At 66.2% G+C, this 25,524-nt stretch carries 18 protein-coding genes and 1 rRNA gene; 12 read left to right on the top strand and 7 right to left on the bottom strand.

Features of this window, described 5'->3' with window-relative positions; genetic code table 11:
* The 3 genes from ACZ5IK_RS19925 (at position 1) to ACZ5IK_RS19915 (ending at position 1,674) form a co-directional block, all read left to right on the top strand.
* Positions 1–456: an SUKH-3 domain-containing protein gene (locus ACZ5IK_RS19925; protein ID WP_465489005.1), complete on the top strand. Its 456-nt coding sequence runs from the start codon at positions 1–3 to the stop codon at positions 454–456.
* Positions 457–712: 256 nt separating this feature from the next.
* On the top strand, positions 713–1,036 hold the full coding sequence (locus ACZ5IK_RS19920; protein WP_465489004.1) for a hypothetical protein: 324 nt from the start codon (positions 713–715) through the stop codon (positions 1,034–1,036).
* Positions 1,037–1,206: 170 nt separating this feature from the next.
* Entirely contained in the window at positions 1,207–1,674 is a 468-nt protein-coding gene (locus ACZ5IK_RS19915) for an SUKH-3 domain-containing protein (protein ID WP_465489003.1), read from the top strand.
* A 1,797-nt stretch (positions 1,675–3,471) separates the two neighbouring features.
* Here the strand turns inward: ACZ5IK_RS19915 and pip are convergent.
* From pip to panB, 3 genes are all read right to left on the bottom strand, one after another.
* Positions 3,472–4,431: a prolyl aminopeptidase gene (gene pip, locus ACZ5IK_RS19910; RefSeq protein ID WP_465489002.1), complete on the bottom strand. Its 960-nt coding sequence runs from the start codon at positions 4,429–4,431 to the stop codon at positions 3,472–3,474.
* Positions 4,432–4,520: 89 nt separating this feature from the next.
* Positions 4,521–5,495 (bottom strand): right-handed parallel beta-helix repeat-containing protein, encoded by a 975-nt coding sequence (locus ACZ5IK_RS19905; RefSeq protein WP_465489001.1) that lies wholly within the window; start codon positions 5,493–5,495, stop codon positions 4,521–4,523.
* A gap of 419 nt (positions 5,496–5,914) precedes the next feature.
* Positions 5,915–6,790, bottom strand: a complete 876-nt coding sequence (gene panB, locus ACZ5IK_RS19900; RefSeq protein ID WP_465489000.1) for a 3-methyl-2-oxobutanoate hydroxymethyltransferase — start codon at positions 6,788–6,790, stop codon at positions 5,915–5,917.
* A 255-nt stretch (positions 6,791–7,045) separates the two neighbouring features.
* Here panB and lysX point away from each other — a divergent pair, with 255 nt between their 5' ends.
* A complete protein-coding gene (lysX, locus tag ACZ5IK_RS19895) occupies positions 7,046–10,363 on the top strand; it encodes a bifunctional lysylphosphatidylglycerol synthetase/lysine--tRNA ligase LysX (RefSeq protein WP_465488999.1) in 3,318 nt (1,105 codons plus the stop codon).
* 148 nt (positions 10,364–10,511) lie between these two features.
* Positions 10,512–11,099, top strand: coding sequence for a DinB family protein (locus ACZ5IK_RS19890; RefSeq protein ID WP_465488998.1), 588 nt, complete (start codon positions 10,512–10,514; stop codon positions 11,097–11,099).
* Here ACZ5IK_RS19890 and ACZ5IK_RS19885 read toward each other — a convergent pair.
* On the bottom strand, positions 11,096–11,632 hold the full coding sequence (locus ACZ5IK_RS19885) for a methylated-DNA--[protein]-cysteine S-methyltransferase (protein ID WP_465488997.1): 537 nt from the start codon (positions 11,630–11,632) through the stop codon (positions 11,096–11,098). The genes ACZ5IK_RS19890 and ACZ5IK_RS19885 overlap by 4 nt on opposite strands.
* 97 nt (positions 11,633–11,729) lie before the next feature.
* On the opposite strand from ACZ5IK_RS19885, the gene ACZ5IK_RS19880 reads away from it, so the two are divergent.
* Complete coding sequence (locus tag ACZ5IK_RS19880) at positions 11,730–12,356, top strand: VOC family protein (protein ID WP_465488996.1); 627 nt, start codon at positions 11,730–11,732, stop codon at positions 12,354–12,356.
* Here the strand turns inward: ACZ5IK_RS19880 and ACZ5IK_RS19875 are convergent.
* Positions 12,327–14,084 (bottom strand): NAD+ synthase, encoded by a 1,758-nt coding sequence (locus ACZ5IK_RS19875; protein WP_465488995.1) that lies wholly within the window; start codon positions 14,082–14,084, stop codon positions 12,327–12,329. The two genes, ACZ5IK_RS19880 and ACZ5IK_RS19875, sit on opposite strands and share 30 nt — an antisense overlap.
* Positions 14,085–14,307: 223 nt before the next feature.
* Positions 14,308–16,635 carry an accessory Sec system translocase SecA2 gene (gene secA2, locus ACZ5IK_RS19870; RefSeq protein ID WP_465488994.1) on the bottom strand — a complete coding sequence of 776 codons (2,328 nt, stop codon included), beginning with the start codon at positions 16,633–16,635 and terminating at the stop codon, positions 14,308–14,310.
* 149 nt (positions 16,636–16,784) lie between these two features.
* Here secA2 and ACZ5IK_RS19865 point away from each other — a divergent pair, with 149 nt between their 5' ends.
* Both ACZ5IK_RS19865 and ACZ5IK_RS19860 read left to right on the top strand, forming a co-directional pair.
* Positions 16,785–18,356 (top strand): alpha/beta hydrolase, encoded by a 1,572-nt coding sequence (locus tag ACZ5IK_RS19865; RefSeq protein ID WP_465489186.1) that lies wholly within the window; start codon positions 16,785–16,787, stop codon positions 18,354–18,356.
* A 52-nt stretch (positions 18,357–18,408) separates the two neighbouring features.
* Positions 18,409–19,965: an alpha/beta hydrolase gene (locus ACZ5IK_RS19860; RefSeq protein WP_465488993.1), complete on the top strand. Its 1,557-nt coding sequence runs from the start codon at positions 18,409–18,411 to the stop codon at positions 19,963–19,965.
* A gap of 79 nt (positions 19,966–20,044) precedes the next feature.
* Here the strand turns inward: ACZ5IK_RS19860 and ACZ5IK_RS19855 are convergent, their stop codons facing one another.
* On the bottom strand, positions 20,045–20,713 hold the full coding sequence (locus ACZ5IK_RS19855) for an LppX_LprAFG lipoprotein (RefSeq protein ID WP_465488992.1): 669 nt from the start codon (positions 20,711–20,713) through the stop codon (positions 20,045–20,047).
* Between the two features lie 88 nt (positions 20,714–20,801).
* On the opposite strand from ACZ5IK_RS19855, the gene ACZ5IK_RS19850 reads away from it, so the two are divergent.
* The 4 genes from ACZ5IK_RS19850 to ACZ5IK_RS19835 form a co-directional block, all read left to right on the top strand.
* Positions 20,802–22,067 (top strand): MFS transporter, encoded by a 1,266-nt coding sequence (locus tag ACZ5IK_RS19850; RefSeq protein WP_465488991.1) that lies wholly within the window; start codon positions 20,802–20,804, stop codon positions 22,065–22,067.
* Positions 22,068–22,135: 68 nt separating this feature from the next.
* Positions 22,136–23,479 (top strand): type I glutamate--ammonia ligase, encoded by a 1,344-nt coding sequence (glnA, locus tag ACZ5IK_RS19845; RefSeq protein ID WP_037303423.1) that lies wholly within the window; start codon positions 22,136–22,138, stop codon positions 23,477–23,479.
* Between the two features lie 11 nt (positions 23,480–23,490).
* Positions 23,491–25,053: an amidase gene (locus tag ACZ5IK_RS19840; protein WP_465488990.1), complete on the top strand. Its 1,563-nt coding sequence runs from the start codon at positions 23,491–23,493 to the stop codon at positions 25,051–25,053.
* A gap of 397 nt (positions 25,054–25,450) precedes the next feature.
* A 16S ribosomal RNA gene (locus tag ACZ5IK_RS19835) occupies positions 25,451–25,524 on the top strand; the annotation flags it as partial.

The raw sequence follows: 25,524 nt of genomic DNA, 5'->3' as shown, positions 1-25,524 counted from the left end.
GTGGCAGACCTTTCTGTAGAAGTAAAGGACGTCTTGCTTGCCGCAGGATGGTTTCCTGGAAGAAGAATTGATATCTCAAACTGGCATGCCCGCCTGGTGGAAGCTGGAATTATGGTGCACGATCCAGCAAGGGTTTTCCTGGCTGAGTTTGGGAAGATTTCTGTTGAATTCGGCGGTAAGGGTATTTCGCGAGCCAGGGAAGCCTTTAGTGTTGACCCGAGCCTCTGTTTAGGTGAAGAACAGAGATTTCTTGAATGGGGAAACCTGATCGGAAAGGTTATAGTCCCTGTCGGCGAACTTGACGAGGGGAGATCATTTCTTGGAATTGACGAAGATGGTACAATCTATGTGGTCGTTGATTGGCTGGGAAAGTTCGGGTCTGGCTGTGCTGGAATTGAATCTCTAGTCTTGGGTATTGCGCCAGAAACAATTTACGATAGCTATCCAAAAGCTTAACTTACTTCTCGGGTCTCGTAAGTTGATCAAGGATCTCATGGCGGGCGTGGTCCTGGTGAAGGAGTCGATGGAGCTGGTGATCATCGGATTTCGCGGCTACGGGAGCGTGGAGGCCGTGCCGATGGATCAGAACCCATGACCCAGATCTCAACCGCGTCAAGGAATAACGACTTCGCGATCGGGTGATCGATTCTCTGATCGTCGAATAGAAAATATTCGGCGATAGAGTTTCCATCCCCGGCCGTCTCGACCAGATTTGGGTCATCGGCTGGAGGCCGGTGATCATCGGGATGCGACTGTTACGGGTACGCGGTCTTGGTCTGAGACGCGGCGGGTCTACAACCTGACGGTCGATGGTGACCATACGTACTTCGTCGTTGCAGGTCAGACGCCGGTCCTGACGCACAACTGCGGACGTGACGCTAGCGCAGCAGCGCAATCGGCGCCCGCGGACGCCACAATGAGCGCGGCAGCTCGGTCTATTTCGAGCCCGAGATTGACTCTGTTCTTGCGGATGGTGGGCAGATCGCTGGCCGCGGAGCCGATAACTGTGCCGAGATCCGGGCCTGCAATTCTCTAATCGCCGAACATGGAGCCGATTTTGAGGATCAAGTCGGGCGCTCGCTACGGTTGAGTGACATCGAGTTCTTGACCGTTCGCAGTGCCACGGGTGCCCCAGAAGCGGCGTGCTTATCCTGTCGGAGTGTTCTTGTTCGGCGTGGAGCGAAAGACCTATCGAGGTGAAAAAGGATGCGCGAGTCGGAGTTGGAGAAATTCCTCAGGTCGTGTGGCTGGGAGGGGGCTGGGTTTCGCCGTGAGACGGACGCCATCGTGGCGGGTCTGGAGCGTGTCGGTTTCGCCTGTCATGAGGAGGCAAGGAAGTTCTTGGGTGAATATCTTGGCCTGAGGATCGACCATCTCCCAGCCCTCGTTATCGCGGGGGAGAGGATCTCAAGCTGGACGAATTTTGATCCGTCCGCGGTCTGCACCACCCGTGATGCAGACGTGGCTCGCCGATGCGCAGAGGTGGCTGACACCCCTCTATTCCCGATTGGCGTGGACAGCTTCCATTTGACCGTGTACTCGGGAAGTGGCGGAAGGTTCTATGCAGGGTTCGATTCATCGGTCTATCAATATGGGGAAGATCGCAATGCAATGTTCTCGATGATGAGGGCTGGGATTCGACCAATTTCATTGGGCGAGTGGACGCTTCAGTGAGAAGGATGCGCGGCAGCCTTGATGAACTTGGGTTCTTCAGAAAACGACACCCTCTCGGCTGAGGATTCAGAACCCTGAAAACCGCACACGAGCCCTCATCGACAGGGATGTCGATGAGGGCTCTGCGGTATTTGACGGCAACGTCAGCGGATGACGGCCGTGGCGGCTGGGGCGTCAGGATCGTCGTCCTGGTCGCCGGGGCGTCCCCATGGCGTCGATGGCTCGGGCCCCCTTGATGAGATTGATATTCGGATCGAATTTTGATCAGCGAATTGACCATCAAACAGTCTGGGCGGCTTATGTCAGGTGTGGAGCTTTAAGTTGTTCCAGGTGGCTACACTGCGGGATGGCAATTGGGGCTTAATGTTGAGGTCGCCGTCCTGATTGTGGCTCTGCAAGCGTGAGGGAAGTAGATGGAAAGCTCGTCGAATACTTTCCATTGCTTGAGACGTAAAATTATCTATATTTTGCGCGATGAGATTGTCATGATTTCGTGTGATGACTTGAAGTGATGCAGCTTAAAGGGCTCTGTGATTACGGGTAATCGTATGTTGGCCCTCAGTAGGAGTTGGCGGACCGTGTCAGCCATTTACCTTAAGGCTCCGCCTTCAGGTTGTGGGCAATGTCAAGTATTCGTCGAATTTGTTCAGCTGAAAGCGAGATTGCAATCAAAGCTAGCTCGCCGATTTGGTCAGGGCTTCGCAATGTCGGAGTGATTCTCTCACTATTTCAGTCGATGGTACAATATATTCATTCATTAATTGCCGAATTGACGATTCGGCGCGGGCTGAAGCTCGGCTAATGGCCCGGGCGACAGGTCGCGGTTGTCCATCAGGTCGCGTAAGATCTCGGCAAAGCTTGGGGTCATCCTTGTAGGTTACTGAGAGTGTGCCCTGTTCGACGTGTTTGCGGAGCACTTTGTAGCAAGTGATGATGGCTTCATGGTCGAGGAGATCGGGGCTTAAGGATTCGACAACCTGACCGTCGGCACGGACCACGCGTAGTACGTCGTCGTGGGTCAGACGCCGGTCCTCATTCACAACTGCGACCTTACGACCTGCATTGACAGCCTCACCGCTCCAATTCCGGGGCAAGGTTTCCTCGTGCGGGAATTCGCGCCGGAGGGCGGCCGCTACTATTCGGGATGTGCAGAGACCATGTGTCTCATCAAAGCTGAGGGTGCTGCCGGAATCCGAGGAGTGAGTTCGAGTGGTGGTGAAAGTGAGAGGCTTGAATTCTCCGCCAGGTGGCGTATAAGGCGCACCTGCCGGCCTTGCGCGTTAGTATGTCAGCCTAGACTGGATCGCCAGGGAATCGGTTGTCGTGGGAAATGATATGAGTAGGCAGCATCTTCGTATAAATCGTTTCGGCTTCGCTGAATACGAAGACATGATTGAACCATCCTGTCGAGTGAACATTTCCGACCTGGTGGGGGTTTGGATTCAATCGCGGAGTTCGTCTTCTCGGAAGAAACCAATTTTCTTGATTCGATGACAGATGAGGCTCAAGCGAACTTTGTGGTCCCTTTGGGAATTTCTGCGAAGATGATGTCGAACGGAGAGTGTCCGGCGATGGAGTTTGCCTCTGCGGCTTGCACCGTGAGGTTTTGCGCCGAACCGCACATCACAGAGTTTCCAGACGAACTCGCGCGGATGTTGTCTCGATTGCCTAGATAACGGGGGCGAAGGAAGGCTCCGCCCAGCTGGGCTGGCGGGGCCTTCGCATTACCGTGACGCTTGCAGGAGTTCCAGGTTTCGCTGCCTGGCAGGCGCGGGCACCTCGACTCAGGGGCCTTGGTCAAAACGGTCGGAAAGAATCCGTCGCGGCCCGAAGCGCCGCCAGCATCCCCGGATCCGTCACCGCGTGCCCGGCCGCCTCGACCAGATCCAGCTTCGAGTCCGGCCAAGCCCGGTGCAGCTCGTACGCCGTCACCGGCGGGCACACCGCGTCGTACCGCCCCTGCACGATCACGCCGGGAATCCCCGACAGCTTGCCGGCCTCGCGGATCAGCTGTCCTTCCTCAAGCCACGCCCCATGGCAGAAGTAGTGCAAAGCGAGCCGCGCGAACGTGACCGCGAAGTCCGGTGACGCGTATTGGTTGCGGAAGGCCGGATCCGGGCGCAGGCAGACGATCGCGCCTTCCCAGGTGCTCCAGGCGATGGCGGCACGCTCCCGGATGACCTGATCGGGGTGATAGACGAGTTCGCGGTAGGCCGCCATCGGGTCGTCACGGCGTTCTTCGGGGATCGGGGCGAGGAAGGCTTCCCACTCGCGGGGGAAGAGGTTCGCGGCACCGCCGCCGTAGATCCAGTCGAGTTCACCGCGGCCGACGGTGAAGACGCCGCGCAGGATGATCTCGGTGACTCGGCTCGGATGGGTCTCGGCATAAGCGAGGGCGAGGGTCGCGCCCCACGAGCCGCCGAAGATTTGCCATTGTTCGAGATTCAGCCGTTCGCGCAGCTTTTCCATGTCCGAGACGAGGTGCCAGAGGGTGTTGACCGACAGGTCGACGTCCGGCTCGCCGATATGCGGAGTGCTCTTGCCGGTACCGCGCTGGTCGAACAGGATGACCCGGTAGACCTCGGGATCGAAATGCCGCCTGGACATCGGCGAGATGCCGCTACCAGGGCCTCCGTGCAGGACGACCACCGGTTTGCCGTCCGGGTTCCCCGCTTCCTGGCAGTAGATCCGGTGCCCGTCACCGACGTCGAGCATGCCTTCGGCGCGAACGTGGATGGGCGGGTACAAATCGTCCATACGGACACTTTGCCCGAATCGGCGAGTGTCCGAAGGGTGGGGGCCCGCCCCCGCCGCCGGGCTGAGCGGGCCCCCGGTCTTCGATCGCGTCAGCAGCCCGCCGTGGCGGCCACGTTCGCGAATCCCTTCCCGGCGCCGGTCACCTTGTTGCTCGCGCAGACCTTGTTCCCCGTAGCGGCCTTCACGAGATAGAAGCCGTACGCGTGGCTGGACTGCACGTCCGCGGTGTTGCCGGAGAAGGTGTTGTCGCGGCCCCAGCCGTCAAGCTGGACATGGACTTCGAAGCCGCCGTAGGTCGCGTCGTGCACGAAGACCTTGCTGCCCCGGTTGTCCGCGACCACGTAGTTGTTGCCCTTCAGGTCCACCCAGCTGTCGGCGAAGTGCTCGCCGCTCTGCCCGGTCCCGTCGAAGACGTTGCCGCGCAGCTCACCGCCGGTGGTGCCTTCCTTGATGTCGATCGACTCGGCTCGCACGTTCGGGCCGATCTTGTTGCCGAGCGCCTTGTTGCGATCGCTCCGGTCGGGCGTGCCGCCCGGCCAGTTGCCCTTCGCGGAACCGAAGTAGATGCCTTCGCCGTAGCCCGCGAACTCGCGGCCGGTGTCGGTCACCTCGGAGTTCTTCACGACGTTGTCGGTGCTCGTGTACTGGAAGTGGATGCCTTCGTGGCCGACGGCGGTGACCTTGATGCCGTCGACGACGGTGTTCTTGACGCCCGTCGCCATCAGACCCTTCTGGCCGCCGGTGAGGGTGAAGCCGGTCAGGTTCCAGTAGCTGCCGGTGAGCTCTAGTGTGCGCCCGGCCGAGGCCTTGACGACCGCGCTCCGAGGACCCTTCAGCGTGATGCGGCTGCCGGAGGTGCCGCTCTTCGCCGCCTTGAAGTTGCCCGAGAAGGTCGTGTTGGCCGCGAGCTCGATGATGGTGCCGGGAGTGACCGAGGCGAGCGCCGCCGTCAGCTGCTCCGAAGTCCCGACGCGGACCGTCGCGGCCTGTGCGGGGTATGCCGCCAGCGTCGACAGCAGTGCGGCACCGGTCGCGATGGTCAGAACCCGCTCACGAACACGCATCCGTGGTCCTCCTCGTCGAGGGATCGAAGCTCGGTCGTGGCGGCGACGGCTAGACGTTAAGCCTCTTTACGAACGTGAGTCAAGGACATGATTGAAGTTCATATACGTGAACAACTAAAGGAGGGTCGGCGCGCCCAGGCCGCCTAGGAAGAGAGCAAGGGACCTTTGCTATCGCGGGCGACGAGACGGGGAGGGGTGTGTGGAAATAGGGACACTCAACGTCCCTATTTCCACACACCCTGTACTCCGCGTGGCGATGTGTACTGACTGTGTGGATTTTGGTGCGTTGGATGACCCGAAAACCACACAGTCGCCGCAACCCGGCCGGTCCGAAGAGAGCAAGGGACCTTTGCTATCGCCCTCCCCAACGGGAGTGATAGCAAAGGTCCCTTGCTCTCTTTTTGCAGGTCAGAGGTGGGTTAGTCGTGGAAAGAGTGCTCCGAAGCCGGGAACTCGCCTCGCCGGACGTCCTCCGCGAACGCCGTCGCGGCCCCGGCCAGCACGCTGGCGAGGTCGGCGTACTTCTTCACGAAGCGAGGAGTCTTGCCGCGCCGGAGCCCGGCCATGTCCTGCCAGACGAGCACCTGCGCGTCGCAGTCCGGCCCCGCGCCGATCCCGACGGTCGGGATCTTCAGTTCGTGCGTGATCCGCTTCGCCGCTTCGGCGGGCACCATCTCCATGACGACCGCGAAGGCGCCGGCCTCCTCCAGGGCGAGCGCGTCGGCGAGCAGCGCGTCGGCCGCTTCGCCGCGTCCCTGGACCCGGTAACCGCCCAGATTGTGTTCACTCTGCGGGGTGAATCCGATATGTCCCATTACCGGGACACCCGCTGACGTCAGTGCTTCGGCGTGCGGCGCGAATTTCCGTCCGCCTTCGAGTTTCACCGCGTGCGCACGGCCCTCCTTCATGAACCGCACCGACGTCTCCAGCGCCTGCTGCGGCGAAAGCTGATACGAGCCGAACGGCAGGTCGGCCACGACCAGTGCCCGCTTCACTGATCGGGTCACCGCGCGGACCAGGGGAAGCAGCTCGTCCACGGTCACCGGAAGTGACGTGTCGTAGCCGAAAACGTTGTTCGCCGCGGAATCCCCGACGAGCAGCACGGGAATGCCCACCTCGTCGAACAGCGCGGCGGTGTACATGTCGTAGGCGGTGAGCATCGGCCAGGCCTCGCCGCGCTCCTTCATCTCGCGAAGGTGATGTACGCGGACTTTCTTCCCAGACGTGGTCTGGGGCGCCGCGCCGGTCCCGTACGGAGCAACGAGCTCGCCGGAATCCTTTTCAGTGGCAGACATCCTTGTCGACCGTCCTTCCCTCGAGGCCTCGATGAGGTCCCCGGGTCGTGGAGCTGAACAAGTCAAAGCGTGACACGCGCCAATGGCGCTCCCAAGGCCCTGCGACCAGCTTCACACCGCGGTGTCGAGGCAGCGTCACGCCTGCGAACGACGAAATTGAGACCAGAGGATGATGATCGTTGACAACCACACGGGGTTGTCTGACGTCAAGTAAGAGCAGCTGTCGATCACCTGTGAGTACCGCGAAAGGCCAGAATGGTAAACCCAGCGAGCCGTGTGCCGCCGTGGAAGGCGAGGGCGGGCGGCATCGTCGCCACCCTCGTGCAGCTCGCGGCCGTGTTCTCGGTGATCCTCCTCCTCGCCGGCGGCGTGAAGGGGCCGGTGCTCAAGGCGGGTGACGTCGCCTTCTCGGCACTGAGCATCCCGACGAACGCGAGTCTCGTGATCGTCCTGTTGCTCGTCGTCCTCGGCGCCGCGCTCCGCCGCCGCAAACGCGCCGCTCTTTACACGTTGCTGCTGTTCCAGTTCGGCGGCCTGGCGGTGACCCTGGCTTTCCAAGCCGCGTTGCTGTGGTCGCCCGAGCTGCTCAAGCTGGGTCCGTGGCAGGTCCGGCACATCCCGCACCAGGTGTGGGTGCTGGCCATCGCGGACCTGATCTCGATCGGCATGATCGCGTTCCTCTGGATCATCCGCCCGGCGTTCCCCGCCCGGCTCGCGCCCGGCGCCTGGCGTGACGGCTTCACCGTCCTCTTCGGTGGCCTCGCCGCGGTCATCCTCGTCGGCTGGGGCTTGAGCGAAGCCTTCCCCGGCCGCCTCGCGGACACCTGGGAGCGGTTCGCGTGGGTCGTCAACCACACGACCGGTGAGAACATCCAGCTGCGCCGCGTCGGCATCGGCGAAGGCCCCGCCTGGCTCGACCTCGTGCTCGACCTCAGCGCGACCGCCGTCGCGACGGCCGCGTTGTACACGCTTTTCCGCGGCGTACGCAGCCGTCGCTTGAGGACAGACGAGGAGGAACTGCGCGTACGCCGCCTTCTCGCCGAACACGGCGAAGGCGACTCTTTGGGGTATTTCGCCACCCGGCGCGAGAAGAGCGTCGTCTTCTCGCCCAACGGCCGCGCCGCCGTGGCCTACCGCGTGCTCGCGGGCACCAGCGTCGCGAGTGCCGACCCCATCGGCGATCCCGACGCCTGGCCGGACGCGGTCCGCGCCTGGCTGAACGAGTCACGCACCTACGGCTGGACCCCCGGCGTACTCGGTGCGAGTGAACGCGGCGCGAAGGCTTATGCCGACGCGGGTCTGCGCGCACTGGAAATCGGCGACGAAGCGGTCCTCGACGTTCGTGACTTCAGCCTCGCCGGGCCGGAGCGCCGCTCGGTCCGCCAAGCGGTCAAACGGATCGAACGGGCCGGATACACCACGAAAGTCCGGCGTCACAGCGAAATCCCGGCCGACGAGATGGCCAGGCTGTTGCTGCAGGCGCAGCAGTGGCGTGGCGCGGAGACCGAACGCGGGTTCTCGATGGCGCTCGGCAGGCTCGGTGATCCGAGCGACGGCCGCAGCGTGATGGTGGAGGCGTACGACGCCAAGGGCGAGCTTCGCGGCATGCTGTCGTTCGTCCCGTGGGGCCGGCGCGGTCTGTCCCTCGACCTGATGCGGCGCGACCGCGACGCCGAAAACGGGCTCAACGAGTACATGATCGCCGAGGTCGTGGCGGCGAGCTCGCGCCTTGGCGCACAACGGATTTCCCTGAACTTCGCGATGTTCCGCGCGGTCTTCTCCGAGGGGGAGCGGATCGGCGCCGGCCCGGTGCTGCGCGCGTGGCGCAGTGTCCTCAGCATGGCGTCACGATTCTTCCAGCTGGAGTCGCTCTACCGGTCCAACGCCAAGTACGGACCCGACTGGGAACCGCGATTCCTCTGCTATTCCTCGGCTCGACGGCTGCCGCGGGTCGGCATCGTCGCCGGTGCGCTCGAAGGATTCGTCCCCACCGGACGTTCGGCCCGGGCGCTGAAACTCGAGACGGTCACCGACGAATTCGTCGCCGAGGTCCATCGCATCGACGCGAACGCGGCCACCCCCGCGCCGAAACAGGTGCGGCGGCCCGACCAGGTCCGCGTGCGGATGGCGAAACTGGATCGCTTGCGGGAAGCCGGGATCGACCCCTATCCGGTCGGTTTCGCCCGGGAGGATCAGCTCGGCGACGTCGTCGCCAAGTTCGGCGATCTGAGCCCGGACACTCATACGGGTCACCGGGTGCGCATCGCCGGACGGGTGCTCGCGATGCGTAACCTCGGCGGGCTCTGTTTCGCGCGGGTCAAGGACTTCGGCGGAGAGATCCAGCTGATGCTCGACGCGTCGGTGCTCGATCTCGGCGGGTGGCGGCGAGGCGTCGACCTCGGCGACCACGTGGGTGTGAGCGGGCAGGTCGTGACGTCACGGCGCGGCGAACTTTCCGTGCTCGTCGACGAGTGGACCGTCACGGCGAAGAGCCTGCATCCGTTGCCGGACAAGCGAAAGGGTCTCACCGACCCGGAGACGCGGGTGCGGCAGCGCTACCTCGACCTCGCGGTGAACCCCGATTCGACGGCGATGCTGCGGATGCGTTCGACCGTGGTGCGTGCGGTGCGGGAACGACTGCACCAGGACGATTACCTCGAAGTCGAGACGCCGATGCTGCAGACCGTGCACGGCGGCGCCAACGCCCGGCCGTTCGTCACCCACATCAATGCCTACGACATGCGGATGTACCTGCGGATCGCGCCCGAGCTGTATCTGAAGCGGCTGTGCGTGGCCGGGGTCGAGCGCGTTTTCGAGCTGAACCGGAACTTCCGCAACGAAGGCGTCGATGCGACGCACAATCCCGAATTCACCATGCTGGAGGCGTACCAGGCGTACGCCGACTACAACACGATGCGGACGCTGACGCGTGAACTCGTGCAGCATGCCGCGGAGGCCGCGTACGGCGCGCAGGTCGTCCGCCGTCCGGGGCCGGACGGGAAGGTCATCGAGTACGACATCTCCGGTGACTGGCCGGTGATCCCGGTCCATGAGGCCGTTTCGGCGGCACTCGGGGAGAAGATCGACGCGGGCACCTCGGTCGCCGAACTCCAGCGGCTGTGCCGTGCGGCGGGGGTGCCGGTGAACGAGGAGGCCGGTCACGGCGACCTCGTGCTGAAGGCGCACGAGCATCTCGTCGAAGGCGCGACCGTGCTGCCGACCTTCTACACCGATTACCCGACCGACGTCTCGCCGCTGACCCGGCAACACCGCGTGGACCCGCGGCTGGCCGAGCGCTGGGACCTGATCGCGTTCGGCTCCGAGGTCGGCACGGCCTACACCGAACTGACCGACCCTCTCGAACAGCGGCGGCGGCTCGAGGCCCAGTCGCTGCGCGCGGCGAGCGGGGACGTCGAGGCGATGGAGCTGGACGAGGACTTCCTGCTCGCGCTCGAACACGGCATGCCGCCGACCGGCGGGCTCGGCATCGGCGTCGACCGGCTGCTGATGATGCTGACCGGTGCGTCGATCCGGCAGACGGTGCTGTTCCCGTTCGTGCGTCCCCAGTCGTAGCGGCGGTGGGGGAGCAGGGGACCTTTGCTATCGCTCGTTAGCCTCACTAACGAGCGATGGCAAAGGTCCCCTGCTCTCTTCCTGGCCGAATCGCTTCGGGAAGTCGGAGCCGGATGTAAAGATCTCCTTCCCGATGGAAGGAGCCACCATGGCTGGAAACGTTCCCCCGGTCGCCGACGAGCGCGAAGGTCTCCTCGCCTACCTCGAGCAGCAGCGCCACGTCCTGCGGATCGCGGCCCACGGCCTCACCGAAGAACAGGCCAGAGCCGTCCCGACCAAAAGCTCACTGAGTGTCGGTGGCCTGATCAAGCACACCGCGCACGTCGAAGACGGCTGGCTCGACATCATCCTCCAGAAGCCCGCGAAGCCGATGGAAGAGACGATGAAGGAGTACGAAGCGGGCTACGTGATGGCGCCGGACGAGACGATCGAAAGCGTCTACGCGCGCTACGACGAGGTCGCCCGCCGCACCTCGGACGTCATCGCCGGGATCGCCGACCTCGGCCAGCCGGTCCCGGTGCCACAGGGCGTGCCCTGGTATCCGAAGGACGTCGAGGCCTGGTCTGTCCGCTGGGTGCTGCTCCACCTCATCGAGGAGACCGCACGGCACGCCGGGCATGCCGACATCATCCGCGAGCATATCGACGGCGCGACCGCGATCCCGCTGATGGCCGCCGCGGAAGGCTGGCCGGAGACGCCCTGGCTCAAGCCGTGGTCGCCCGCCCAGACCGTTTAGAACAACGTCGGTTCGTCCGCCAAAGCGCCTTCGATGACCAGCATCCGGCGCTTGGTGGCGACCCCTCCCCGCGCGGAGAACCCGCCGTCCTTGCCGCCCGCGGCGAGCACGCGGTGGCACGGCACGATGATCGGGAACGGGTTACGGCCCATCGCCTGCCCCACGGCCTGCGCCCCACCGGGCATGCCGAGGATGTTCGCGATGTCGCCGTAGGTCAGCGTCTTGCCCGCGGGGATCGAGCGGATGAACTCGTACACCCGGTGATGGAACTCCGGCACGCCCTCGTAATCGAGTTCGACGCCGGTGAGGTCCGTGCGCTTGCCGTTCATCAACGAGACCACGTCGCCGATCGCCCGCTGGACCTCCGCCGGCGGCGCGGACTCGACCGCGTCGTGCAGGCGTGCGGTGAGCCGCGCCCTGGTCTTCTCTTCACTGCCTTCGGGTAGCTGGACCGCGATGACCCCGCGTTCGCTCCACGCGATGCCGCAGTCGCCGATCGCGGTGCCGAACACGGCGTAGCCCGGTGCCGTCATGAATCCAGGGTACGAGACAGGTCCGACAGTTTCGGCTTAGCCGCATTTGGCGACACCTCAGTGCCAAGGACGTGACGGCTGCGATAGGACTATGGGCATGACCGACCTCGTGCTTGATCACCTCGTCTACGCCGGGCCGAATCTCGAAGACGCTGTCGCGCGCGTCGCGGATCTGACCGGCGTCACGCCCGTACGCGGGGGCAGGCATGTCGGGCTCGGCACGGCCAACTATCTGGCCGATCTCGGCGCCGGTGCCTACCTCGAAGTGGTGGGGCCCGACCCGGACCAACCCGGGCACGCCGGGCCGCGGCCGTTCGGCATCGACGAGCTGACCGAGCCCGCCCTGGTCACCTGGGCCGCGCGTGTTCAGGGCATCGACGACGCGATCGCCGAGGCCCGCGAACGTGGTTACGACCCGGGAGAGGCGTTCGAGATGTCGCGCGCCACCGACGACGGCGAACTGCTGACCTGGCGCCTCACCGGCGCCGGCGGCTTGAACGGGCTCGCGCCCTTTCTCATCGACTGGGGGAACACCCCGCATCCGACGACGCGGGGACTCCCCTCGATTCCGCTGCTCCTGGTCACCGGTGTCCACCCCGAGCCCGCCGCGGTGGAGTCCGCGGTCCGGGCGCTCGGGATGGACATGCTCGTCCGGCGCGACGCGAAGCCCGGCCTGGTGGCCGTGCTCCAGAACTCAGCCGGGAAGCAGGTCACGCTGAGCTGAGCGGGTCACGACCGCGCCCTCGCGCCAGCCGTTGGTCATCGGCAGCCGCCGGTCCCGCCCGAACGCCTTGAACGTGATCTTGGTGCCCGGCGGGTACTGGCGGCGCTTGTATTCGGCCTTGTCGACCATGCGCACCACACGATCGATGGTCTCCGGCTCGAAGCCCGCGTCCACCAGGTCGACGTAACCGCGGTCGCCCTCGATGTAGTCGTCGAGGATGTCGTCGAGCATCAGGTAGTCGGGCAGCGAGTCACTGTCCAGCTGCCCGGGCCGCAACTCGGCCGACGGCGGCTTGGTGATCGAGTTCTCCGGGATCGGCGGGGTCTCGCCGTTCTTTTCGGCTTCCGCGTTGCGCCATTTGGCCAGATGCCAGACGTAGGTCTTGAACAGGTCCTTGATCGGCGCGAAGGCCCCGACGGCGTCGCCGTAGATCGTCGAATAGCCGACGGCGAGCTCGGTCTTGTTGCCGGTGGCGAGCACCAGGTGACCGTCCTGATTGGACAGTGCCATCAGCAGCATGCCGCGGACGCGGGCCTGGATGTTCTCTTCGGCGAGGCCGGTCAGCTGAAGCTGTTCGACGTAGATCTTGACCATGTCCGCGATCGGCTCGACGCGATAGTGCGCGCCGATGCGGCGGGCGAGATCCGCGGCGTCGTCCTTCGAGTGCCCCGAGGAGTACTCCGAAGGCATCGAAACGCCGTAGACGTTGTCGCCGCCGAGCGCGTCGGCGGCCAGCGCCGCCACGACCGCCGAGTCGATGCCGCCGGAGAAACCGAACGTCACCGATGAGAAGCCGTTCTTGTGCACGTAGTCGCGCAGGCCGACGACGAGCGCGTGCCAGACCTCGGCCTCGTCCGACAGCGGCTCGCTGATCGCCGAATCGCTGCTCGGGCTGTAGGCCGGAACCGGCTCCTCGCTGAGGACGCGGCGCTTGACCCGCAGACCCTCGAACTCGCCTTCGGCGGTGTGCCCGCCCGCGACGAGGTCCGTGTCGACGACGAGCAGGTGCTCGACGAACTGCGGAGCGCGCGCCAGCAACCGGCCGTCCGCGCCGACCACGATCGAATCGCCGTCGAAGACGAGGTCGTCCTGACCGCCGACCTGGTTCGTGTACACCAGCGGCGCCCCGGCCTCGGCCGCGCGGCGGGCGATGAGCGGCAGGCGGATGTCGTCCTTCGCGCGCTCGAACGGCGAAGCGTTGGGCGCGACCACGAGGTCCACCCCGGCCTTGCCCAGCGCGGAGATCGGGCCGCCGTCCTGCCAGACGTCCTCGCAGATGACCATGCCGACGTCGACGCCGTGGAAGCGGACGACCTCGAGGTCGTGGCCCGGCTTGAACCAGCGGTGCTCGTCGAAGACGCCGTAGTTGGGCAGGTGGTGCTTGAACTGGCGGGCGACCACCTCGCCGCGGTACAGCGCGGCCGCCGCGTCGCGCGGGCCGGCCTCGTCCAGGTCGAGGTACCCGATGTAGGTGAGCACCTCGCCGCATCCGGCTTCCTCGAGCCGCCGGGCGAGCGCTTCGACCATCTGCTTCGAGGCGGAGGCGAACGTCGGGCGGAGGGAAAGGTCCTCGACGGGGTAGCCGGTGAGGGACATCTCCGGGAAGACCACGATGTGAGCGCCTGCTTCGGCGGCCTTGCGGGTCCACTCGACGGTGAGTTCGGCGTTGCCCTCGAGGTCCCCGACGGTGGTGTTGACCTGGGCCAGTGCGATGCGCAGTTGCGGCATGCCGTCATTCTCACCCACCGGCGTCCGCCGGGACGAGTGGATGTGCCGAATCGCCCACCTGGGTCCTGTTCGCCGGGGCGTGACCGGCGGGGGAGCAAGGGACCTTTGCTATCGCCGGACGCCTGACCTGGGGTTTCGCCGAAAAAGAGAGCGGGGGACCTTTGCTGTCACTCTCTTTTGGAGAGCGATAGCAAAGGTCCCCCGCTGCGTTCCGGACCCGGAGCTACTTCCGCTTGATCATGCTCCGCACCTTCTTGATGGTCTGCTCGAAGTCGGAGTCGAACGGGTTGTCGTGCACCAGGTAGGTCCACGTCGTGTTCGCCCGCCGCACGCCCGCGTCACCGAGGTCGATCCCGTTCTCGGTGATCTCGGCTTCCTCGAGCGTCTTCGCCGCCCGCTCGGCCGCCTCCGGGATGATCTTGTGGAACTCGGGGATCGCCGCGCGGTGGAACTCGTCGATCGGCGTCTCCCGCGCCAGCGCGCGGAGATGGATGCTCTCCCGCACGTCGGTCAGGAACGCCAGGTGGTCCGACCACAGCTGGTCGATGTGGAACAGCAGCACCTCACGGCCCAGCTGTTCGACACGAGCCTCGTCGTCGACGGCCTCTGAAAGCTCCTTGAACTTCTCCGGGTGCGCCTTCTCCAGCACCTCCGCCGCGTGCGCCGTCCGCAGCACCTTGTCCCGGTGCTCGAGCAGCTCGCCGCGCTGCCGCTCGATCAGCCGCGTGTAGCGCCAGGTGTTCCGGTGGATCTCCAGGTCGACACCCTCGGCGACGCGCTGCGCGTGGTTGATCTGCCGCAGCGCCGCCGGGTCGGTGACCTCGCCGCTGCCCACGTCGGAGCTGATGCCTTCGGGCACGTCCGGCGCGTTCGACAGCACGAGTTCGTCGTTCAGGCTGGCGAAGAACACCGCGCTGCCCGGGTCACCCTGCCGCCCGGACCGGCCGCGAAGCTGTCCATCCAGCCTGCTCGACGGGTAGCGGGCGGTACCGATCACGTGCAGGCCACCCAGCTCGACGACCTCGTCGCGACCGTCGCCGTCCTTGCCGCCCAGCCGGATGTCGGTCCCTCGGCCGGCCATCTGGGTCGAAACGGTGACAGCGCCCTTCTTGCCGGCGTCGGCGATGATCTCGGCTTCCTCGGCGTCGTTGCGCGCGTTGAGCACGACGCATTCGAGCTCGACCTTCGCCAGCTTCTCGGCCAGTTCCTCCGATTCGGCGACGTCCTGGGTGCCGACGAGGATCGGCCGCCCGCTCTCGTGCACCCGCCGGATCTCCTCTTCGATCGCGCGCAGCTTCTGCGACGGCGACCCGAAGATCCTGTCCTCCTGGTCTTCGCGGATGTTCGGCGTGTTCGGCGGGATGACCGCGACCTCGAGCTTGTAGAACTCGCGCAGCTGCTCGGCGACCGCGACCGCGGTACCGGTCATGCCCGCGACCTCGGGGTAGCGCGCGAGCAGCGCCTGCACGGTGATCGAGTCGAGGATCTCGCCCCGGTCGGTCGCCTTGACCTGTTCCTTCGCCTCGACGGCGGCCTGGAGGCCGTCCGGCCAGCGCTGCAGTTCGGCGACGCGGCCGCGCGCGGCGTTGATCAGCTGCACCTTGCCGTCACGCACGAGGTAGTCGACGTCGCGGGTGAGCAGCGCGTGCGCGTGCAGCGCCACGTTCACCGCGGGCAGCCGGTCCGAACCCGTGTCGTCGTAAAGGTTGATGTCGTCGCCGAGGGCCTTCTCGACCACCGACGCGCCCGCCTTGGTCAGCCAGGCGTTGCGGCCGTCGGCGTCGGTCTCGTAGTGCAGCCCGAGCCGCAGCCGCCGGACGATGTTCGCGACCTCTTCGTCGGCGTCGGTGTGGTCGATCGACCCCGCCATCACCAGCGGCACGCGCGCCTCGTCGACCAGCACGGAGTCGGCCTCGTCGACGATCGCCACCTCGGGATCGCGCTGGACCAAGTCCTCTTCGCGGGTCACCAGGCGGTCGCGAAGCACGTCGAAGCCGATCTCGCTGACGGCGCCGTACGTGACCTCCTTCGCGTACGCCTCGCGGCGCTCGTCGCGCGAGTGAGCGGGCTCGATCCAGCCGACGGAGACGCCGAGCAGGTCGTAGATCGGGCCCATCCATTCCGCGTCACGGCGGGCGAGGTAGTCGTTCACCGTGACGACGTGGACGTGCTTCCCTCGCAGCGCGTACCCGGCGCCTGCCAGCGCGCCCGCCAGCGTCTTGCCCTCACCGGTCTCCATCTGCACGATATGCCCGCTGAGTAGGCCCATCGTGCCGAGCAGCTGGACGTCGAAGGCACGCTCGCCGAGCGCGCGCCGAGCGGCCTCGCGGCCGAGCGCGCAGACCTCGACCAGCTGGTCGTTGCCGAAGGACGTGGCGTTCCGAAGCTTGCCGGCCCGCTCTGTCAGCTCCTCGTCGGAGAGCTTCTCCAACTCGGGCTCGAGCTTCTCGATGGCCGGCAGCAGCGCTTCGTAGCGGGTCAGCTCGACGCTGCCCGGCCGCTGGATGATCCGGCGCAGCTTCTTGCCCACCCGGCTGATCAGTGCTGCCACCCCTGTGCTCCCGTCTGTTCTTCTGCCGTCCGCACTCGTATCACCAACGCAGTGGTGGTGCGGCCGAGTTCCACGGCCGATGGCACGATCCAACCGTGTCCACTCATGTCAGCGCCAGGTCCCGTGCCCGTCGATTCGCCGCGATCACGCTGTCCGGCCTGCTCGCGGTCACTTTCACCGCGTGCTCGTCGGGAGAGGGTAGAACCCAGCCGCCGCCTCCGGCGACCGAATCGCACGCTCCGACCGGACCGGTGCCCGCAGGACTCGAGAAGTTCTACGGACAGAGTCTGACCTGGGCCGACTGTGCACCCTACGCGACATCCGATGACGCAAAAGCGGCGTTTCGAGTGAAGGACGCACAATGTGCCCGGCTGACCGTCCCGCTCGACTACGCGAAGCCTGAAGGCGACTCGATCACGCTCGGCCTGCTGCGTCGGAAGGCGCTGGAAACCGACGAAAGGATTGGGTCGCTCGTGGTCAACCCGGGTGGACCGGGTGCTTCCGGCATGGAGGCCGCGGCCGGTCTCGCCTCGCGGACGGCGACGAACGAGCTGGGCAAACGCTTCGACGTCGTCGGTTTCGACCCGCGCGGCATCGGCGCGAGCCAGCCGCAGATCCGCTGCCTGACCGACGCCGAACGCGACGCGGACCGGGCGGACGACAGCGAGACGGACGGGTCACCCGACGGGGTGAAAAAGCAGGAGACCGAGTCCCAGGAGTTCGCTACCAGGTGCGCTCAGCGGACCGAACACGGCGCCTCGATGCTCGCGAACGTGGGTACCCGCGACGTCGTCAAGGACATCGACATCCTGCGTTCGGTCCTCGGCGACCCGAAGCTGAACTACCTCGGCTACTCGTACGGGACGAGGATCGGATCCGCCTACGCGGAGGCGTTCCCGGCGAACGTCCGCGCGCTGGTGCTCGACGGTGCCGTCGACCCCGAGCAGGACGCGGTGGAATCGCTGGTCGCGCAGGGGCAGGGCTTCGGCAAGGCGTTCGGAGAGTTCTCGAACTGGTGCGCCGCGCGCGAAGACTGCGCTCTCGGGCGTGACGCGGCAGGCGTGACCAAGGCGTTCCAGGACCTGGTGCGACCGCTGATCGACTTCCCGGTGCCGGTCAGCGACGGCCGGAAACTGTCGTACGAGGACGCGACGACAGGCGTGATCCAGGCCCTCTACCAGCAGGATCTCTGGGAACCGCTGAACACCGCGCTCAACGACTTGAAACGTCAGCGCGGTGACGGCCTGGAGAGGCTGGCCGACCTCTACAACGAACGCGGCGCCAACGGCCGCTACGGGACCACGCAGGACGCGTTTGTCGCGATCCGGTGCGTCGACGACCCGCGGGTCACCGATCCGGCGAAGATCCTCGACGCGCAGAAGCGGTACGGGCAGGCGGCGCCGTTCCTCGACGACGGCAGGCCGGACGGTTCCGCCCGCGACGCCTGCGCCTTCTGGCCGGTCCCGAACACCTCGGAGCCGCACCAGCCCAACGTCGAAGGCCTGCCGAAGACGCTGGTCATCTCGACGACGAACGACCCGGCGACCCCGTACCAGGCGGGCGTCAACCTCGCGAAAGCGATCAAGGGAGCTTTGCTGACGTTCGAGGGCACCCAGCACACGGTGTTCCTCCAGGGCGTCTCGTGCGTCGACCGGATCGGCATCGACTACCTGGTGAACGGCGCCGTGCCGGACGAGGGCACCCGCTGCGCGGCCAAGTAACGAGTTCGGCGCGAAGGGCCATAAGCCGCTGGGACGCTGCGAAGATCGCGAGATGAGCCTTCGCCGCGTCCCGGCCACGCTCGCCGTCGTCGTGCTCGTCGCTTCGTGCACGTCGCCGCCGCAGCCTGTGCCGCCGCCCGCGTCGGCGCCCCAGCCGACCACGGCGTCACCGACTCCGGATCCGAAGGCGCTCGAGAAGTTCACCGAGCAGAAGTTGGCGTGGGGCGCGTGTGAGTCCTTCAAGGACAAGGCGTTCGACTGCGCGAAGCTCACCGTGCCGCTCGATTACCTGAAGCCGGACGGCGAAACAATCTCGATCGGCGTCCTCCGGCACAAGGCGAAGAAGGCGGACCAGCGGATCGGCTCGCTCGTGGTCAACCCGGGCGGGCCCGGCGGCTCGGGCGTCTCGGCGGCCGCGCGCATCGCGAAGTCGCCGCCCGCGGCGACCTTGGCCGGACGCTTCGACGTCGTCGGTTTCGATCCCCGCGGCGTCGGGACCAGCGATCCGCAACTCGTGTGCCTCACCGACGCGGAACGGGACGCGGACCGCGCGGAGGATTCGGAAAGCGACACGACCCCGAACGGCATCGCGAAGCAACTCGCCGACGCGAGGGCGTACGCCGCGAAGTGCGCCGAGCGCACGAAGCACGGCAAGGAGCTACTCGCCAACATCGGGACCAGGGACGTCGTCCGCGATCTCGACGTCCTGCGCTCGGCCCTCGGCGACGAGAAACTCACCTACCTGGGCTTTTCGTACGGCACGCAGATCGGGACCGCGTATGCCGAGGCCTATCCGGACAAGGTGCGGGCGCTGCTCCTCGACGGCGCTGTCGATCCTCGACTCGACACCGCCGAATCGCTGGTCACGCAGATGGCCGGCTTCCAGAACACGTTCACCGAATTCGGCGAATGGTGCGTCGCCCGCGCGGATTGCGCGCTCGGCCGCGATGCGGGCGCGGTGACGAAGGCGTTCCAGAACCTGGTCCAACCGCTGATCACCAAGCCGGTCCCGGCCGGGAACCGCGAACTGTCGTTCGAAGACGCCATCACCGGCACCAGCGCCGCGCTGTACTCGCAGGACGCGTGGAAGTTCCTCAACGACGGGTTCGCCGAGCTCGAACGGGGGACCGGCAAAACCCTGGTCGCGCTCGCCGACAACTACTACGGCCGCGAGTCGGACGGCCGGTACACCGGGATCCTCGACGTGTACTTCGCGGTTCGCTGCGTCGACAGCACGCGGATCACCGACCGGCGCGTAATCGACGGAGCCCACGAGCGGATGCTGCAGGGCGCGCCGTTCCTCGCCGGTGGCACCCCGGACATGAGCGAGCTCGACATCTGCTCGGTCTGGCCGGTGCCCGCCACCTCCGAGGTTCACAAACCGGACATCGAAGGCCTGCCGCGTCCGCTGGTCATCTCGACCACCGATGACCCGGCGACCCCGTACGCGTCCGGCGTGAACCTGGCGCGGGACCTCAAGGGAGCTTTGCTCACGTTCGAGGGCGCGCAGCACACCGTCTTCCTGGACGGCAACGCCTGCGTGGACGGCGCCGGCTTCGCCTACCTGATCGACGGGAAGCTGCCCGCCCCCGACACCCGCTGCACCTAGCGGGGGAGCAAGGGACCTTTGCTGTCGCCACCCCCGCTGACCTGGCCTTTCGCCCCGCCAGGGAAGCAGGGGACCTTTGCTATCGCCCGCCCCCGACGACCACCGCGTCATGCCTGGTCAACGCCAGCTCCAGCATCACCGCGAAGTCCTGCGGACTCGTCGGCGGCACCTGCAGCCACACCCGCACCAGCCGCCGCGGCCCGTCCTTCGAAATCCACAGCTTCACGAACACGTCCGACCTGATCTCCGGCACGATCCCGCCGATCACCGCCGCGGGCACCTTCGCCGCGATCCGGAACGAGTCGGTGTCCTGCACCCGCTCCCACCGCTCGCCCTTCAGCTCGGTCGCCCCGGTCAGCAGTCGCCGAAGCCCGCCTTCAGCCCCGAGCATCGCCTGAGGCGTATACGGCGCCGAAGCCGGAATCACCCGCTCCCCGTCAGGCCCACTGAGCGTGATCTCCGACCCGGAAAGCCGGTACTTGACCTTCATCCGTTCGAAGTCGTCCTGCAGGTCGGCATTACCGACCGCGCCACCCTCGAGACTGACCTCGCCATCGAGCCCCCGCACCGGCAACCCGGTGACCACGCCGTTCACCCCGAGAGTGAAGCGAACGCTGCGTAACGAGATGAGGGAGTCGGCCGCCGCGCTCACGAATTCCTGGGCGGACGGCAACGGGGGCGATCCCGCGCAGCCGCCGATGATCCCGATCGTGAGCAGCAGCGCCGGCACGAGGTGACGGCAGCGCATGGCCAGAGCCTATGGCTTGGCCCGAATCTTGCGCACGGTGTCCTTCCAGCCGCTTCCGCCGGGAGCCGCCGCCGATGACGCTGTACCCGTGCACCCTGAGACCCGGCTCCACCGTGCGTGGTTCGTCGCCGCCGCCGCGTTCATCGCCCTGCTCGCCGCCGCCGGTTTCCGCGCGGCCCCCGGCGTGCTCATCGACCCGCTCCACGACGAGTTCGGCTGGTCGCGCGCGACGATCGCGTCAGCCGTCTCCGTGAACCTCGTGCTCTACGGCCTCTTCTCGCCCTTCGCGGCAGCTCTCATGGAGCGCTTCGGCATGCGACGCGTCGCCTCGACGGCGTTGTTCGTCGTCGCGATCGGCGCGGGCGGCACGGTGTTCATGAGCGCGAGCTGGCAGCTCATCCTCTGCTGGGGCGTTCTGGTCGGCATCGGCACCGGTTCGATGGCGATGAGCTTCGCCGCGACGGTCGCCGCCCGCTGGTTCGTCCGCAGCCGCGGCGTCGTCACCGGGGTCCTCACCGCGGCGGGCGCCACCGGCCAGCTGATCTTCCTCCCGATCGTGGCGAACCTCGCCATCGACGAGGGCTGGCGGACCGCCTCACTCGTCATCGCCATCGCCGCCCTGGCCGTGGTCCCCGTCGTCCTCCTGGTCGTCCGCGATCACCCGTCCGACGTCGGAACGACCGCGTACGGCGCCGAGCCCGGCGAAGTCGCTCCAGTCACCCGCACCGGTGGTTCCGCCCGCCGGGCGCTCACCGTCCTCGGCTCGGCAGCACGCACCAAGACGTTCTGGTTGCTCGCCGTCGGCTTCGCGATCTGCGGCGCCACCACGAACGGCCTGGTCAGCACCCATTTCGTCCCCGCGGCGCACGACCACGGCATGCCACAGACCACCGCCGCCGGCCTGCTCGCCCTCGTCGGGATCTTCGACGTCGTCGGCACCATCGCCTCCGGCTGGCTCACCGACCGGGTCGACCCGCGCATCCTGCTCGGCGTCTACTACGCCCTTCGCGGGGTTTCACTCGCGCTTCTTCCTCAGCTGTTGAGCGGATCGGTGGAACCGAGCATGTGGGCGTTCATCGTCTTCTACGGCCTCGACTGGGTGGCGACGGTTCCACCGACGGTCGCGCTCTGCGTCCGCCAATACGGTGCCGCCGGGCCGATCGTCTTCGGCTGGGTCTTCGCCAGTCACCAGCTCGGAGCCGGTCTCGCGGCTTTCGGCGCCGGCGCGATCCGCGACTCCTCCGGCAGCTACGCGCTCGCTTGGTACATCGCCGCGGGCCTCGCCGTGCTCGGTTCGGTCGCCTCGCTGGCCATCACGAAGGCAGCCAAGCCCGAGCCGGTTCTGGTGGGGTGATCCACCACTTCCGGTCGATCGGCGCGTCGCGAAACATGTCGTTAACACGTTCTCGTTAGGGTGCGGCCATGGATCGCCAGCAGGAGTTCGTGCTCCGTACCTTGGAAGAGCGCGACATCCGTTTCGTCAGGCTCTGGTTCACCGACGTGCTGGGGTTTCTCAAGTCCGTCGCCGTGGCTCCCGCCGAGCTCGAGGGCGCCTTCAGTGAAGGCATCGGCTTCGACGGATCGGCCATCGAAGGATTCGCGCGCGTCTACGAATCCGACATGGTCGCGAAGCCAGACCCGGCCACGTTCCAGGTCTTGCCGTGGGAGACCCCGGACGGCGGCCCGTACTCGGCGCGCATGTTCTGCGACATCGCGATGCCGGACGGCTCCCCGTCGTGGGCGGACCCCCGGCACGTCCTGCGCAGGCAACTCTCGAAGGCGGCCGAAGCGGGCTTCACCTGCTACGTCCACCCCGAGATCGAGTTCTTCCTGCTCGCCAGCCTGCCGGACGACGGCAGCGAACCCGAGCCCGCGGACAACGGCGGGTACTTCGACCAGGCCAGCCACGCGACCGCGACGCACTTCCGCCGCCACGCCATCGAGACGCTCGAGGCGATGGGGATCTCGGTCGAGTTCAGCCATCACGAAGGCGCGCCCGGCCAGCAGGAGATCGACCTCAGGTACGCCGACGCGCTGACCATGGCGGACAACGTGATGACCTTCCGCTACGTCGTCAAGGAGGTCGCGCTCACCCAAGGGGTCCGCGCGACGTTCATGCCGAAGCCGTTCACCAACCAGCCGGGCTCGGGGATGCACACCCACGTGAGCCTGTTCGAAGGCGATCGCAACGCCTTCTACGACGCAGAAGACCCGTACGAGTTGTCGGCGACCGGTAAAGCTTTCGTGGCGGGGCTGTTGCACCACGCGAAGGAGATCTCCGCGGTCACCAACCAGTGGGTGAACTCCTACAAACGGCTGATCAGCGGAAGCGAGGCCCCGACGACCGTTTCGTGGGGCCGGGCCAACCGCTCCGCGCTGGTCAGGGTGCCGATGTACTCGCCCGGCAAGGCGTCGTCACGCCGCGTGGAGATCCGCACGCTCGACTCGGCCTGCAACCCCTATCTGGCGTACTCGGTCATCCTGGCCGCCGGCCTCAAAGGCATCGAAAAGGGCTACGAGCTGCCACCTCCCGCCGAGGACAACATCTGGCAGCTCTCGGACGCCGAACGCCGCGCGGCCGGATATGCCCAGCTCCCGCAGAACCTCGGCGAGGCCCTGTCCGAAATGGAAAAATCGGAACTTCTGCCCGAAGCGCTCGGGGAGCACGTTTACGACTTCTTCCTGCGCAACAAACGTGTTGAATGGGACAACTACCGCAGTGCGGTGACCCCGTACGAACTGCGGACCCTGCTTCCGGTGCTCTAGAAGGAGACCTGATGGTGCGGCGACCGGTGTTCCGAGTTCTGACGACACTGGTCGCCGCGACCATCGCGGCGAGTGCCGCACCCGCAGCCTCCGCCACCGGTAAACCTCTCGATCTCGACGCCGCCGACATCCCCGCGCTCCAGGCCCGGATGTCCTCCGGACGGCTGACGGCGATCGGTCTGACCTCGGCTTACCTCGATCGCATCCACAAGGTCGACCGGAAGGTCAACGCGGTCATCGCGGTCAACCCGGCCGCGCTCGCGCAAGCCGCGGAGAGCGACGCCAGGCGCCGGGCGGGCAAGACCCGCGGCCCCCTCGACGGCATCCCGGTCCTGGTGAAGGACAACGTCGACACCCGCTCTATGCAGACGACCGCCGGCTCACGCGCCCTGCGCAGCAAGCCCGCGAAAGACGCGACCTTGCTCCGCCGCCTGCGTGAGGCGGGCGCGGTGATCCTCGGCAAGGCGAACCTGTCCGAGTGGGCGAACTTCCGCGCCGCCAAACCCACTTCCGGGTGGTCAGGCGTCGGCGGGCAGACGAACAACCCGTACGTGCTCGATCGCAATCCTTGTGGGTCGTCCGCCGGATCCGCCGCCGGTGTCGCCGCGTCACTCGCCCAGGTCGCGATCGGCAGCGAGACCGACGGCTCGATCGTTTGCCCGGCCGGGATGACCTCGACCGTGGGACACAAACCAAGCCTCGGCCTGGTCAGCCGCACCGGCGTGGTGCCGATCTCGGCCGAGCAGGACACCGCCGGCCCGATGGCCAGGCACGTCGTCGACGTCGCGCTGACCCTTTCCGCGCTCCAAGGCCGCGACCCGGCCGACCCCGCCACCGGCGCGTACCCGCCGAATCAGCCGACCGACTACGCCGCACACCTCCGTCCCGGCGTGCTGAAGGGCTCCCGGATCGGACTCTGGCGACTGCCGGTCCTCGGCCCGGACGTCGACGCCGTGATGATGCGAACCAGGAGTTCGCTGGTCAAGGCAGGCGCCGAAGTCGTCGAGGTGACTCCGCCGTACCAGGCCAGGCTCGGTGAACTGGAGTTCCCGGCACTGCTCACCGAGTTCCACCGGGACATCGATCGCTACCTGGCCACGCGCCCGCAAGGGCCGCGCGACCTCGCCGCGCTGATCGACTACAACCGGTCCGACCCGCTGGAGCAGACCTGCTTCGCCGGGCAGGAACTCTTCGAGCAGGCACTCGCCGCACCCGGCCCGTCCGATCCCGGCTATCTGGCCATGCGCCGCGAACTGACCGACCTGGCGAAACGCTCGATCGACGAGACCCTCGCCAAGTACCGCCTCGACGCGATCGCCGCGCCCACGAACCCGCCCGCCTGGAAGACCGACTGCAAGACCGGCGACAACGACGTGATCCCGTCGTCGACGCCGGCCGCGGTCGCGGGGTATCCGGCGGTGACCGTGCCCGCCGGCTTCGTCGGCGAGCTCCCGGTCGGGGTTTCGTTCATGGCGGGGCGGTGGACGGACGCCCGAGTGCTCTCCTACGCGGCCGACTTCGAACGCGTCGTCCCCGCCCGCAAACCGCCTCGCTACCTGAAGACCGTCGGATGACGGGGGTCCATACCGGCTGACCTGCGGCGATGTCCTTAAGTGACCCCCCTGTTTTCAGGGGGTTCCGGGGCATGTAATCTTCTCTTCGTCGCCAAGAACACCGGGCCACCGGGGCCGAAAAGCCCCAGGCCAGGAACACGGGCCGAGCGGGTTGACACCGCGAACCGGACCAGGTAACGTTCTACGTCGGCCCACGAGCGGCCGCCGACTCCCTACGGCTAACAACGTAGGATTCGGCATGCTCGACCAAAAGCTTGTGAATATCGCTTTGAAACAAAGCGTGTTGCTTGAGAACTCAACAGTGTGCTAGTGAACTAAGCCAGTAGAGCTTATGTATTTGAACCTCGTTTGAGGTTCCTTTGAGAGCAAGTAAAATTTGCCTCGATCAAATTTGACATTGTTGGAGAGTTTGATCCTGGCTCAGGACGAACGCTGGCGGCGTGCTTAACACATGCAAGTCGAACGATGAAG

It is taken from the genome of Amycolatopsis sp. NPDC031561, assembly GCF_055580625.1.
This window is presented reverse-complemented; position numbering and strand designations above follow the sequence as displayed.

Coding starts and splice junctions, on each gene's coding strand:
- ACZ5IK_RS19915 (WP_465489003.1), top strand. CDS start 1,207: ATGCGCGAGTCGGAGTTGGAGAAATTCCTCAGGTCGTGTGGCTGGGAG.
- pip (WP_465489002.1), bottom strand. CDS start 4,431: ATGGACGATTTGTACCCGCCCATCCACGTTCGCGCCGAAGGCATGCTC.
- ACZ5IK_RS19905 (WP_465489001.1), bottom strand. CDS start 5,495: ATGCGTGTTCGTGAGCGGGTTCTGACCATCGCGACCGGTGCCGCACTG.
- panB (WP_465489000.1), bottom strand. CDS start 6,790: ATGTCTGCCACTGAAAAGGATTCCGGCGAGCTCGTTGCTCCGTACGGG.
- lysX (WP_465488999.1), top strand. CDS start 7,046: ATGGTAAACCCAGCGAGCCGTGTGCCGCCGTGGAAGGCGAGGGCGGGC.
- ACZ5IK_RS19890 (WP_465488998.1), top strand. CDS start 10,512: ATGGCTGGAAACGTTCCCCCGGTCGCCGACGAGCGCGAAGGTCTCCTC.
- ACZ5IK_RS19885 (WP_465488997.1), bottom strand. CDS start 11,632: ATGACGGCACCGGGCTACGCCGTGTTCGGCACCGCGATCGGCGACTGC.
- ACZ5IK_RS19880 (WP_465488996.1), top strand. CDS start 11,730: ATGACCGACCTCGTGCTTGATCACCTCGTCTACGCCGGGCCGAATCTC.
- ACZ5IK_RS19875 (WP_465488995.1), bottom strand. CDS start 14,084: ATGCCGCAACTGCGCATCGCACTGGCCCAGGTCAACACCACCGTCGGG.
- ACZ5IK_RS19860 (WP_465488993.1), top strand. CDS start 18,409: ATGAGCCTTCGCCGCGTCCCGGCCACGCTCGCCGTCGTCGTGCTCGTC.
- ACZ5IK_RS19855 (WP_465488992.1), bottom strand. CDS start 20,713: ATGCGCTGCCGTCACCTCGTGCCGGCGCTGCTGCTCACGATCGGGATC.
- glnA (WP_037303423.1), top strand. CDS start 22,136: ATGGATCGCCAGCAGGAGTTCGTGCTCCGTACCTTGGAAGAGCGCGAC.
- ACZ5IK_RS19840 (WP_465488990.1), top strand. CDS start 23,491: ATGGTGCGGCGACCGGTGTTCCGAGTTCTGACGACACTGGTCGCCGCG.